This window comes from Stenotrophomonas sp. YJH_SMC_123, from assembly GCF_059368215.1.
On sequence record NZ_JCAFRM010000001.1, the window covers coordinates 199,002 to 211,334 of the forward strand.

At 67.8% G+C, this 12,333-nt stretch carries 12 protein-coding genes; 5 read left to right on the plus strand and 7 right to left on the minus strand.

Translation table 11 applies throughout. The annotated features are described in order from the left end of the window. Nucleotides 1-18: 18 nt before the first annotated feature. Genes AC5P5W_RS00935 through AC5P5W_RS00945 form a run of 3 tightly spaced genes read right to left on the minus strand, consistent with a single transcriptional unit; the run spans nucleotide 19 to nucleotide 3,453 of the window. On the minus strand, nucleotides 19-1,143 hold the full coding sequence (locus AC5P5W_RS00935; RefSeq protein WP_197574588.1) for a Gfo/Idh/MocA family protein: 1,125 nt from the start codon (nucleotides 1,141-1,143) through the stop codon (nucleotides 19-21). A gap of 12 nt (nucleotides 1,144-1,155) precedes the next feature. Then, nucleotides 1,156-2,373: a nucleoside permease gene (locus tag AC5P5W_RS00940; RefSeq protein WP_197574589.1), complete on the minus strand. Its 1,218-nt coding sequence runs from the start codon at nucleotides 2,371-2,373 to the stop codon at nucleotides 1,156-1,158. Between the two features lie 27 nt (nucleotides 2,374-2,400). Continuing rightward, complete coding sequence (locus AC5P5W_RS00945) at nucleotides 2,401-3,453, minus strand: sugar phosphate isomerase/epimerase family protein (protein ID WP_197574590.1); 1,053 nt, start codon at nucleotides 3,451-3,453, stop codon at nucleotides 2,401-2,403. Between the two features lie 95 nt (nucleotides 3,454-3,548). On the opposite strand from AC5P5W_RS00945, the gene AC5P5W_RS00950 reads away from it, so the two are divergent. From AC5P5W_RS00950 to AC5P5W_RS00965, 4 genes are all read left to right on the plus strand, one after another. Then, nucleotides 3,549-4,556, plus strand: coding sequence for a LacI family DNA-binding transcriptional regulator (locus AC5P5W_RS00950; RefSeq protein WP_046429416.1), 1,008 nt, complete (start codon nucleotides 3,549-3,551; stop codon nucleotides 4,554-4,556). A 150-nt stretch (nucleotides 4,557-4,706) separates the two neighbouring features. Next, nucleotides 4,707-5,759 (plus strand): diguanylate cyclase, encoded by a 1,053-nt coding sequence (locus AC5P5W_RS00955; RefSeq protein ID WP_197574591.1) that lies wholly within the window; start codon nucleotides 4,707-4,709, stop codon nucleotides 5,757-5,759. A gap of 106 nt (nucleotides 5,760-5,865) precedes the next feature. After that, a complete protein-coding gene (locus AC5P5W_RS00960) occupies nucleotides 5,866-6,891 on the plus strand; it encodes an AI-2E family transporter (protein WP_032961540.1) in 1,026 nt (341 codons plus the stop codon). A gap of 164 nt (nucleotides 6,892-7,055) precedes the next feature. Further along, entirely contained in the window at nucleotides 7,056-8,798 is a 1,743-nt protein-coding gene (locus AC5P5W_RS00965) for a GGDEF domain-containing protein (RefSeq protein ID WP_164109901.1), read from the plus strand. A gap of 9 nt (nucleotides 8,799-8,807) precedes the next feature. On the opposite strand, the gene AC5P5W_RS00970 is transcribed toward AC5P5W_RS00965, so the two are convergent. Both AC5P5W_RS00970 and AC5P5W_RS00975 read right to left on the minus strand, forming a co-directional pair. Next, the gene (locus AC5P5W_RS00970; RefSeq protein WP_046429424.1) at nucleotides 8,808-9,314 is read right to left on the minus strand and encodes a PaaI family thioesterase; all 507 of its coding nucleotides are present in this window, start codon (nucleotides 9,312-9,314) and stop codon (nucleotides 8,808-8,810) included. A gap of 36 nt (nucleotides 9,315-9,350) precedes the next feature. Then, on the minus strand, nucleotides 9,351-9,788 hold the full coding sequence (locus AC5P5W_RS00975) for a hypothetical protein (RefSeq protein WP_049441137.1): 438 nt from the start codon (nucleotides 9,786-9,788) through the stop codon (nucleotides 9,351-9,353). Between the two features lie 285 nt (nucleotides 9,789-10,073). On the opposite strand from AC5P5W_RS00975, the gene AC5P5W_RS00980 reads away from it, so the two are divergent. After that, nucleotides 10,074-10,505 carry a pyridoxamine 5'-phosphate oxidase family protein gene (locus tag AC5P5W_RS00980; RefSeq protein WP_046429427.1) on the plus strand — a complete coding sequence of 144 codons (432 nt, stop codon included), beginning with the start codon at nucleotides 10,074-10,076 and terminating at the stop codon, nucleotides 10,503-10,505. Nucleotides 10,506-10,543: 38 nt separating this feature from the next. On the opposite strand, the gene AC5P5W_RS00985 is transcribed toward AC5P5W_RS00980, so the two are convergent. Both AC5P5W_RS00985 and AC5P5W_RS00990 read right to left on the minus strand, forming a co-directional pair. After that, a complete protein-coding gene (locus tag AC5P5W_RS00985; RefSeq protein WP_197574592.1) occupies nucleotides 10,544-11,938 on the minus strand; it encodes a DUF2867 domain-containing protein in 1,395 nt (464 codons plus the stop codon). Nucleotides 11,939-11,962: 24 nt separating this feature from the next. Then, nucleotides 11,963-12,274 (minus strand): metalloregulator ArsR/SmtB family transcription factor, encoded by a 312-nt coding sequence (locus AC5P5W_RS00990; protein ID WP_197574593.1) that lies wholly within the window; start codon nucleotides 12,272-12,274, stop codon nucleotides 11,963-11,965. Between the last annotated feature and the right edge of the window lie 59 nt (nucleotides 12,275-12,333).

Below are 12,333 nucleotides of genomic sequence, written 5' to 3' on the forward strand. Positions count from 1 at the left end.
AACAGATCCTCCCGGGATTCAAACGATGGTGGTCCAGGCGCGTGACCTGGCCGATGCAATGACACGATCAACGATCCGCGCCGAACGCATGCCGTCCTCGAAGGTGGGCAGGCCGTCCGGTTGCTCGCCGTCGATGGCGCGATAGGTGTCGGCGACAAACGCCTCGAAGCACTGGGCGTAGCCCTGCGCGTGCCCGGCCGGCAGCACCGACAGCCGGCGCTGTTCGGCAGTGCCCGCGCCGGGCCCGCGCACGAAGATTTCCTCGCGCTGGTCGGGCAGGCCGATCCACAGCCGCTCGGCGTCCTCCTGGTCGAAGGCGATGCTGGCGTTGGCGCCGTCGATCTCGAACCAGAGGCGGTTGCGGCGTCCGGCCGAAACCTGGCTCACCGTCAACGACGCCAGCGTACCGGCGCCGGTCCTGAACATCGCCGTTGCCACGTCCTCGCTCGCGACCGCCTGCGTCGCGCCGTTCGCTGCCGGTGTGCTGAAGCTCTGGCCGGTGACGGCGCTGCGTTCGGCGATCACCGTGGCAAACGCCGCGTTCACTTCGGTGAAGCGCTCGCCACTGACCCATTCGACCAGGTCGCACCAGTGCGAACCAATGTCGGCGAACACGCGCGAGGTGCCGCCCAGCGCCGGGTCCACGCGCCAGTTGTTGCTGGCCGGGTCCAGCAGCCAATCCTGCAGGTAACTGCCATGGATCAGGTGCAGCGGCCCCAGGTCACCCTGGGCGATGCGTGCACGGGCCTCGCGCACCACCGGGTGGTAGCGGTAGACGAAGGGGACGGTGGCAACCAATCCGGTCGAGGCGGCCAGTACCGCCAGCGCCTGCGCATCGTCCAGCGTCGTCGCCAGCGGCTTCTCGCAGATCACGTGCTTGCCGGCTTCCAGCGCAGCCTGTGCCATGGCGCGGTGCAGATGGTTGGGCGTGCACACGTGCACCACCTGTACCTGCGGATCGGCGATCACCTCCTCGATATCCCGGTAGGCGCGCGGGACATTCCAGGAGTGCGCTGCCTCATGCGCGCGCTGCGGTGACGAGGCGGCCACGCCGCGTACCTCGGCGCCGGCGAGCAAGGCCGCGCGGCGGTGCACGGCGCCGATCATGCCGGTGCCGACGATGGCGATTCCAAGCTTGGGCATCGACGGGGATCCTCAGGGTGTGGAGGGCGCGGCCGCAGCCGCCGGCCGGTCGCGGAACAGCAGCAGGAAGGCGACCAGCACCACCAGCGCAACAGCGGCCGGGAACAGCCAGATCTGCTGCCAGTCGGGACCGGCCTCGGTGGTGAAGTGCTCCACCACCGCGCCGGACAGGAAGGTGCCGATCAACATGCCCACGCCATAGGTGGCCAGGGTGATGAACCCCTGTGCGCTGCTGCGCGCGGCAGGGCCGGCATGTGCATCGGTGTAGATCTGGCCGGTGACGAAGAAGAAGTCGTAGCAGATGCCGTGCAGCACGATGCCGATCACCAGCAGCGGGAAACCGCCACCTGCATCGCCGAAGGCGAACAGCGCGTAGCGCACCACCCAGGCGGCCATGCCGACCGCCAGCATGGTTTTCACCCCCAGCCGAACGAACAGGAACGGCATGGCCAGCATCAGCAGCACTTCGGAAACCTGGCCCAGCGACTGCAGGCCCGCCGCGCCGCGCACGCCGAGGTCGTTGAGATAGGGATTGGTGAAGTTGTAGTAGAACGACAGCGGGATGCAGATGGCGATGGAGGCCAGGAAGAACACCAGGTAGGCGCGCGACTTCAGCAGCCGCAGCGAATCCAGCCCCAGGATCTGCCCCAGCCCGGCATCGCGCTGCTGCGCCAGTGGCGGTGTGTGCGGCAGGGTGAACGCATACAGCCCGAGCACCAGCGACGCCGCCGCCGCCATCCGGAACGTCAGCTCAAGCCGATGCGCCTGTTCCCAGCCCAGCCAGCCGATCAGCACGCCCGCCACGATCCAGCCGATGCTGCCGGCCACGCGGACCAGCGGGAACTGCTTCTCGGGTGAGTGCATGTGCCGCATGGCCACGCTGTTGGACAGTGCCAGGGTCGGCATGAACAGCAACATGTAGCCCATGACGCACGCAGAGAACATGCTGAAGCTGGTCGCCGTGGACGCCAGCCACATCAGCGCGGCACCGGCCAGATGCAGTACCGCAAGAATGCGCTGCGCCGCGAAGTAGCGATCCGCGATCAGCCCGACCAGGAACGGCGCCACGATGGCACCGATCGACTGGCTGAGGAACGCGGTCGCCACCTGGCTCGCGCTGGCCTGCAGCGGGCCCTGCACCAGGTAGGTGCCCAGGGTGACGAACCACGCCCCCCAGATGAAGAACTGCAGAAACATCATCGCGCCCAGGCGCGACATGGCGTGCGTCATGGCTTGCCCTCCCGGGGCGGTCTTGGCTCAGATTCCCAGCATGCGGTGCAGTGATGCGGCGTCGGTGCCACTGTCGGCGAAGTCATCGAAGGCGCGTTCGGTCACGCGGATGAGGTGGTCGCGGATGAAGGCGGCACCCTCGCGCGCGCCGTCTTCCGGGTGCTTCAGGCAGCACTCCCATTCCAGTACCGCCCAGCCGGGGAAGTCGTACTGCGCGAACTTCGAGAAGATCGCCTTGAAGTCGATCTGGCCGTCACCGGGTGAACGGAACCGGCCCGGACGGTCGATCCAGTCCTGGTAGCCGCCGTACACGCCGCTGCTTGCGCTGGGGCGATGTTCCGCGTCCTTGACGTGGAAGATGCCGATGCGCGCGTGGTAGCGGTCGATGAAACCGAGGTAATCCATCTGCTGCAGCAGCAGGTGGCTGGGGTCGTACAGGATCTTCGCGCGGGGATGGTGGTCGACCTCATTGAGGAAGCGCTCGAAGGTCGCACCATCGTGCAGGTCCTCGCCCGGGTGGATCTCGAAGCACAGGTCAACGCCGCAGGCATCGAACGCATCCAGGATCGGGCGCCAGCGACGGCCGAGTTCGGCGAAGGCTTCTTCCACCAGTCCCGGCGGGCGCTGCGGCCAGGGGTAGAAGTAGGGCCAGGCCAATGCACCGGAGAACGTGGCATGCGCGGTCAGCCCCAGGCGCTGGCTGGCCTGCGCCGCCAGCCGAAGCTGCTCCACCGCCCAGGCCTGGCGGGCGGCCGGGTTGCCGCGCTTGTCCGGTGGCGCGAATCCGTCGAACAGGCTGTCGTAGGCAGGATGGACGGCAACCAACTGCCCCTGCAGGTGGGTCGACAGTTCGGTGATCTGCAGGCCGTGCCCGGCCAGCATGCCGGCGATATCGTCGCAGTACGCCTGGCTGCGCGCCGCCTCCGCCAGGTCGAACAGGTGGGGCGCGGAGGTGGGGACTTGTACGCCAGAATAGCCCAGACCCGCGGCCCATCCGGCCAGCGTGTCCAGCCGATCAAAAGGAGCCGTGTCGCCGATGAACTGCGCCAGGAACAGCGCTGGACCCTTGAGCGTCTTCAACGTGATTCGCCCTCGATGCAATCGATTGCATTATCCTAGCAGGGGCTCACGCAGGACCTGTTGTGCACTGCACAGCGGACAGGAGAACTAACGCCATGGCCACCATCTACGACATCGCAAAGCACGTCGGCGTCTCCGCAGGCACGGTGTCGCGGGCACTTTCGCGGCCGGACAAGGTCCTGCCGGCCACCCGCGCGCGCATCGAGCAGGCCGCCGCCGCACTGGGCTATGTGCCCAACACGGTGGCCCGCACGCTCAAGACCCAGCGCAGCGGCAAGATCCTGGTCACCGTCCCGGACATCGCCAATCCGTTCTTCGCACAGATCCTGCAGGGTGCGGAGGAGGCTGCGCAGGCGGTCGGCTACGCGGTCCTGCTGGGCGATACCCAGCATCAACCCGACCGTGAGGAACGCTACGCGCAGATGCTCCGGCGCAACGAGGCCGACGGCATGATCGTGCTGGGCCATCGCCTGCCACCGACCGCGCGCGAGATCGTCGAGCAGCGCGGCGCCGCCGCACCGGTGGTCAACGGCTGCGAGTTCGACCCCGCGCTGGGCATCCCCAGCGTCCACATCGACAACGCCGCCGCCGCACGCGCGGTGATGGAGCATCTGTACGGGCTGGGACACGAACGGATTGCGGTGGTCGGGGGGCCGCCTGACAATCCCCTGCACCAGCAACGGCTGGAAGGGGTCCGCGCGGCCGGCAAGGCGCGTGGCCGCCTGCGCCAGCTGAGCATCGTGCCGGGTGACTTTTCCGTGGAATCCGGCCATGCAGCGGCGATGGCGCTGCTGGATGGCACGGCCGCGCCGACCGCGGTGTTCTGCTTCAGTGACCAGATGGCACTGGGTACCCTGGCCGCTTGCCGGGACCTGGGCATCCGCGTGCCGGACGAGCTGTCCGTGGTCGGCTTCGATGATCTGGCGTCCTCCCGCTACCTCACGCCCCCGCTGACGACCATCCGGCAGCCGATGCGGGAGATTGGCGAGCGTGCGGTCAACCTGCTGCTCGCCATCATCGAGCACGTCGATGTGCCGCTTCAGCAGACGCTGGAGTTCAGCTTCAAGCTGCGTGGCTCGACGGCTGCGCCCCGCCCCGGGTAACCACGGGGAGCGGGAGGGGCAGCGGCAGCGGCAGAGGCCCGCGCGATATCGCGCAACCTTGATCCCGAATTGACGCAAAGCTGTCAGACTCATCGCAGGCAGCCCGGCAAGGGCCGTAGCACCAGGTGCGATCGCGCAAGGGGGTCGGCAATGCCATTCTTCACCGATTCGGCGGAAGGCGCGGTCGAAGGCATTGGCGCGGCACGTCGCATCGGCTGGATGCGTTTCGTCGGCAATGGGCTGGGGGCGATCCCCATCGCTTCGATCATGCTTGAACGCCAGGACGGCGGGCTGGCCTGGCTCCTGCTGCTGCTCAACGCGCTGGCGTGGCCGGCACTGGCACTGCGGCTGACCCAGCGCTCCCGCCAGCCGGCGGTCGTCCAGTTCCGTTGCATGGTGGCCGACTCCTTCTTCGGCGGTGGCTGGATCGCCTTCATGGCGTTGAGCGCGGTGCCCAGTGCACTGTTCGCCGCACTGCTGGTGGCCGACAAGATCGCTGCCGGTGGCGTGCGCCTGGCGATGCGCGCCACCCTGGCCCTGCTGCTGGGTTTCGCTCTCGCCTGGTGGCTGCTCGGCTTCCCTTTCCAGCCGGTCACCTCGCAGCGCACGATCGTGCTGAGTGTCCCGTTCCTGTTCGTGTATGGCATCGGCCTCAGCATTCTCAGCTGGCAGCTGGCGCGCCGGGTCAAATCGCAGAACCGTCAGCTGCAGCGGCTCAGCCGGATGGACCCGCTGGTCGAGCTGGCCAACCGTGGCTTCCTGATCCTGCGTGCGCAGCAGGCGCTGGACCGGGCACAGGGCCAGGGCGGTTTTGCCTGCCTGCTGATGCTCGATGTGGATGATTTCAAGCGCATCAATGACTCGCATGGCCACCGCGCCGGTGACGAGGTACTGCGGCATATCGCGGCGACATTGCGCACCTTTGCCCGGCCCGGTGATACGCCCGCGCGGCTGGGGGGCGATGAGTTCGTGGTGCTGCTGCGCGACTGCGCGCCCGTCGATGCGATGCACGTGGCCGAGCGGGTGCGCCTGCACCTGCTGGAGGCCGCGCAGCAGGCCACGCCGGGCGTGGAGTTCAGCGTCAGTATCGGCATTGCCGCCACACCGCGTGGCGGCAGTGTCGAGGACTGGTTGGCACTGGCCGACCGCGCGCTGTACCACGCCAAGCGGCAGGGCAAGAACACGGCCAGCTACGGCGAGTGAGTGCGGCACCGCCGCCGCCGAACGAGGGTGAAATGCCGGTTCATCCTGCACGCGGAATCGGCATGCCAATCCTCTACCATGGGCCACCCCGCCCGGACGCGCTCCCATGCAAGACGCTCTCGTCGCCCAGCCCAAACCCCCCATTCCAAGGATCGCGGCGTGGCTGATGATGCTGCTGGGCATGTGGCTGGCGCTGAAGCTGGGCCTGGTGGTGACCCTGCTGTCCGGCCTGCTGGTGTTCCAGCTGACGCACGTGCTGGCCTCCACCGTGGAGGGCAAGCTGCCGCCGGGGCGGGCACGGGCGATCGCAGTGATCGTGCTGTCGGCGATCATCATCAGCGGGCTGGTACTGGCCGGCATCGGCGTGGCCTCGTTCTTCCGCAACGAGACCGGCGGCCCGGACGCATTGCTGGCGCGCCTGATGGAGATCCTCAACACTTCGCGGCACCAGGTGCCGGCGCTGCTGCAACCCTACATTCCCGAAGACATGCCGGCGTTGCGCGCGGCGCTGAACGACTGGGCTGCCGAGCACCAGCGGCAGCTGGGCGTGGCCGGTACCTCGGTGGTACAGGTCGGTGTACGCGTACTGATCGGTATGGTGCTGGGCGCGATGATCGCGCTGTATGACGAACTGCCGCTGCCGAAGATGGGCCCGCTGGCGCAGGAGCTGGTCGGGCGCACCAGCCGCCTGGCCACCGCGTTCCGCCAGGTGGTGTTCGCGCAGGTGAAGATCTCGCTGCTGAACACCGTGTTCACCGCCATCTTCCTGCTGGGCGTGCTGCCGTTGTTCGGCGTGCACCTGCCGCTGTCCAAGACCCTGGTGCTGATCACCTTCCTGGCCGGCCTGCTGCCGGTGGTGGGCAACATCATTTCCAACACGATCATCGCCATCGTCGCGCTGTCGGTCTCGTTCTATGTGGCGGTGGCGGCGCTGCTGTACCTGATCGTGATCCACAAGCTGGAGTACTTCCTCAACGCGCGCATCGTCGGTGGCGAGATCCAGGCGCGTGCCTGGGAGCTGCTGCTGGCCATGCTGGTGATGGAGGCGGCCTTCGGCCTGCCGGGCCTGGTCGCCGCACCGGTGTTCTATGCCTACGTGAAGCGCGAACTGGTCGACCAGCGCTGGATCTGACGCGGCGGGGCATGACGTAATTTGCCCCGATTCGACAACCCGTGCGGCCTTTGTCGGTGTGTTCGCGGCGGGCGCGGTATACCCATGGCAACGATTGATCCGGTAGCGGCTTGGCGCCTGTGCAGGCGGCCGCTACAGTGTTGTGCACTACAGGGGAAATGTGCATGGCCCGCAAGGCGTCGCCCATCGGATTGCGGACCTGGGTCTGGATCCTGGCCGGGCTGTTCGTAGTCTGTACGCTGCCATTGATGGCCATCGCGCTGGTGCAGGGCACGCTGCGCTTCACTGCCGCCGAGGACAACCTGGTCAGCCTGCGCCAGCTGCGGCAGACCTTCGACCTGGCCAACCTGGTGTCGGCCGAGCGCGGCCCCGCCAACAGCCTGCTCGGGGCCAACACGGCCGATGCGGGCGAACAGGCCCGGCTGGCGGCGGAGCTGGCAGTCGCGCGCAAGCGGGTCGATACCGCCCTGCAACGCCTGGACACCGTGTTCAACGCTGACCCGGGCGTGGTCGACGAACACGGGCTGCTGGCCGATGCGCAACGTCGCCTGCAATCGGCGCGGGCCGCGGTGGACCGGGTGGCGGCACAGCCGCATGGCGCGCGCCAGGTGGAGGACGTGGAGCGCGCGATCAGCAGCATGTTCGCCGTGGTTGATCGCCTGCACGTGCTGACCTCGGCGCAGATCAACGTGCTGGTCAGCGCCGACCGCGAAGCGGCGATTCCGGCGATGCAGGGCCAGGTGCTGATCGACCTGCGCGAGCATGGCGGCCGCCTGGCCTCGAACGTGATGGCGCCGGTGGCGGTACCGGGGGCCTGGCGTGACGAACAGGTGCGGGCGGCATTGCAGACCGAAGGCCGCCTGCTGGAGCTGTGGCGGCTGGCAGGCAGCCATGAAGCGGTGTTCCGCAGTGATCCGGCGCTGTCCTGGCATTGGGACATGGCGCGCCGGCAGTTCTTCGGCGAATCGCTGCCGATGATCGAACAGTTGATCGAGGATGGCCGGCGCGGCGTGCCGCCGCCGTGGACCACCGCCGAATTCACCACCCGCTACGTGCCGACCCTGCGGTCGCTGGAAGCGCTGCGGGACGGCTACCTGAGCGTGTCCATCGCCCGTTTCGAACGCACCCGCAATCGCGAAGCGACGCGCCTGGTGGTGCTGGTGGCGACGGTGCTGGGCACGCTGGTGGTGCTGGGCGTGGCGCTGCGCATCGCGCATCTTCAGATCCTGCGGCCGCTGCTGCAGGCGCAGAAGCAGGTCATCCAGATCGCCTCGGAAGCGCCCGGCCCGGAGCAGCATGTGACCCACCCGCTGGCCGAGATGCAGCGCCTGTTCGATGCCATCGAAGTGCTGCGCGAGAAGTCGCGCGAGCGCTCGGCATTGACCAGCGAGCTGCGCCAGCTGGCCGGCACCGATGAGCTGACCGGGCTGTTGAACCGGCGCGCGCTGGACGAGTTGGTGCAGCAGCGTCATGCCGACGGCGGCAACAGCGCGGTGGTGATCCTGCTGGACGTGGACCGCTTCAAGGCGATCAACGATGGGCACGGGCATGACGCCGGTGACGAGGTGCTGGTGCAGGTGGCGCAGCTGCTGCAGCGCCACCTGCGCCGCAGCGACAGCATTGCCCGCTATGGTGGCGAGGAGTTTCTCGTGTTGCTGGCCGACGGGGATCTGGCCGGTGGCCGCCAGCTGGCCGAGTCGCTGCGGGTGGCGCTGCAGCGGCTGGACATCGCCCTGGTCGGTGGCAAGGTGCTGCGCGTCACCGCCAGCTTCGGTGTGGCCGAGGGCGGCACCGACGCGCTGGGCTGGCGCACCCTGCTGCGTGCCGCCGACGCGGCCATGTACCAGGCCAAGGCGCAGGGCCGCGACCGCGTGCGCGTGGCTGGCGGCGGCCGCAACGCACGTTGACGGCACCCATCAGCCGATCTGCGCATGCACGCGCCGCAGCGTGCGCGCAATCATCCGGCGCGCGATGGGACGCGGCACCGAGAGTCCACGCCAGCGCAGCGCACCCACGCGGAAGGTGGCGCTGGCAGTGGCCAGCACCTTGCCGGCCGGGTCGGTCAGCCAGCCGCGGGTGAAGGCGATGCTGCCCTTGCTGTGCTCGACTTCGCCCCAGCCGATGATCCGCCCGGGCCGTGCGGGGCTGACGAAACTGGTCTTGGATTCGACCGTGACCGCGATGCGGTTGGCAGGCAGGGTGGCGTAGATCGCTGGCCCCATGCAGTCGTCCAGCATCGCTGACAGGAAACCGCCCTGCACGTTGCCCATCGGGTTGGTGAGCACCGGCCCGGCCTCGAACTCGACCTGGATGCGGCGCAGTGCATCGTCGTAACCGACGAAGCGCCAGCCGAGCAGGGTGCCGGCCTGGGAGCGTGGAAGATCACCGTTGACCACGCTGTAGAAGATCGATTCGGGATTCATCGTGGAGCCTCGCGGGGGAGAGGGGAGAAAAAGAACTCACTGCGGTAGCGACAACAGGGCCAGCACGAATCCGATGACCGACAGCAGCACCACCGCGGCGCCGGCGGGCACCGGTGTACGCGCACCGGTGCGTCGCCGCACGCCGGAAGCGACCAGGACCGGCGGCAGGGTGGCGACCAGGCAGAACAGCTGGAACGCCAGCAGCTGCGGCAGTGCGAAGTGACCTCCGAAGAAGATCAACCAGGCCAGCATCACGCCGGCACCGGCCAGTGCGATCCAGGCAGCGCCGACCACGCGGATGAGTGCCATCAGCAGCACCTGCATGCGGGGGTCGATCTGTGCCCACGGCCTGTCCACGGCCTGGCCGTGGTAGGGCATGAAGTCGGAGCGTTTCAGATAGGCCGCAGCAAACAGGGTGACAATGAAGAACGCCAACAGGTAGCAGCCGAACGCGAGCCAGGCGGACAGGTCCATGTGGAGGCCATGCGGTTGCGGAGGAGAGGCCGCGTTTGTACCGGCAGCCATGCCGGTCGCGCCACGGGGTTGCGCGATTCTGGGGCAGCACGCCGTTAGGGGCGTGTCGCGGCTTGCAGGGCCGTTCCTCCATCTGCCGTTAACGCCAGTGTGGTGGTGAGGAATGCGTCACGTACGCGCCATGCGCTCTATCTCGTTTCCTGTGAAGAGGCCGCAACTACCCGTCCACGCCCAGGTCACCGCGCTGCGCAGACGCTGGGATTCCATTCCATGAAGGACGACGCCATGACCCAGCTCACCCTGCCCGAACTGGCCAGGAAAATGGCCGGCATTGATTTCAGCCTGCTGCAGACCCACGCCGGTGGAGAGATTGCCGGCCGTCCGATGAGCAACAATGGCGACGTGGACTATGACGGTGACAGCTGGTTCTTCACCACCGAAGACACCGACATGGTGCGCGAGATTGAAGCTGACCCCGCCGTTGCGCTGGGTTTTTCCGGCAGCAAGTCGCTGCTGGGCAAGCCGCCGTTGTTCGTGCACGTGCAGGGCAGGGCTGTGCTGGTGCGCGACCGGGCCACGATGAGCCAGCACTGGGTGAAGGACCTGGAGCGCTGGTTCGAACAGGGTGTGGATACACCGGGGCTGGTACTGATCCATGTGCGTGCCAGCCGCATCCACTACTGGGATGGCGAGGACGAGGGCGAAATCGTGATCTGACCGGAACCGCGCAGCGCCCGGCGCATCGCGTTCCAGGGTCAGCAGTGCGCAGGGTGTGCTGCCGGATCCTCAAGGTTGGCCAGTTCCGGTGCCAAGGCGTGCTCCACCGCGCGCCGCAGCAGTGCCGGTGCGACATAGTGCCGGTGCCCGGCGTCGATCAGGGCCATGTACATGCCGCCGAACGCATTGAGGGTCTGCACGCGTGAGCCCAGGCTGATCTCGACATGTCCATCGCGATGCCGCTGCACGCGCACGCTGCTGCGGAAACGCAGGTGCCGATCGTCGGCGCCGAGCAGGACTTCGGCGTCGTTGTCCTGCGTATCGATGTGCGAATCCAGCACCGGGAATCGACCAGCGAACAACCGGCTGCGATCGGTCGACAGCAATGACGACACCGGGCATCCCAGCGGCGACGTGCGCAACCGCAACGGTGCCACCAGTCGGTTTCGCAGCGCCATCAGCTGGCCTACGCCGCTGGGTGGATTGCGCAGGAAGCCCTCCAGTACGTCGGCCAGCAGCGCCGACGCGGAACGGTGGAGCACCTGCGAGGGTTCCAGGCACAGGGTGGTCAGGTCCTGGTAGTGGCTGTGCGGCAGCGCAGTGGTCAGCAGGCCATCGGTGGGCGCGGGCCGCGAATGGATGGGATAGGCCGGTGTGGCACGTTCGACGAACCCGCGCAGCGGCCGTATTGGGATGCGGCGCAGCGGGCCGAGCACGGCACGGGTACGCGCGCACAGGAGCGCGCACACGCTGGGAGGTGCCGCCTGCAGCGACAGCTGCAACAGCGGTGCCGCCGCAAGCGAGGCGCACGAAGGCCAGTACGATTCCGGAAGCACCTCGGTCAGGCTGGGGATATCGGCGGCATTGCGCTCCACCTGCGCACGGGTCTGCTCGCTCATTCGGCCTGCCAGTTCATCGCTGTGGCAGGACAGCGCAAACAGCGCCGGATGTGCAGGATGGTTTGACGCGAACTGGTGCCAGGTGCCGCCGCCGAAGCGCACGGTAAACAGGCAGTCCGGTGGGATGCGGACGCGCCGAAGCGTGCGCGCGAAGGCACCAGGATCTGCTGCCAGCTGCGCGTCGGAGGCGGTAGCGAAACGCAGCTCGGCTCCCGCGCTGCCGGCGATGGCGGTGAACATGCGCGGGCCTGCATGGCGATGAAACGGGTGGCCACCGGCACCGACGGTGAAGCTGTACAGCGAGGAGGCATCCCCGTGCTGCAGGTGCATGCCACCCAGTCGCGCCGAAGGTTCATCCAACGCATCGATGAAGGCCGGGTGGTGGCGCTGACGCTGGCCGGCGTCACTCACCAGCGCGTCGCCGGCACCGATGCCGAGCTGCGCGATCAGGGTGACTTCGGTCGGACTGCCGCCGTCCTGTGCCGGAAGCTGCACTGCTGGAAACGAACGGCGATCGCGGGTCGAACCAGGCATGGTCATGCTCCTTGGCGGGGCGGATCAGCGGGCGGGGGACCCGCGGCGGGCGCGGGCTTCACGCTTGAGCGGGCCGCCGACCGGGCAGACTTCGGCCGCCCACGAGAACAACGTGTTGGCCAAACGGTCGGGTACCTGCCTGAAGTACACGAACTGGCCGCGCTTCTCGCGTTCGATCAGTCCGGCATCCTCGAGGATGCGCAGGTGGCTGGACAACGCCGGCTTGCTGAAGTCGAAGCGCTCGGCCAGCTCGCCCGCGCTGAGCTCGCCGGCGCTGAGATAGGCCAGGATCTGCCGGCGGGCGGTGGAGGCAAGGGCTTCGAAGATGCGGTCCATTGAGAGCTAGTTAACTAATTCGTTAATTCATGTTGCTCCCGCCGCTTAGGACTGTCAAG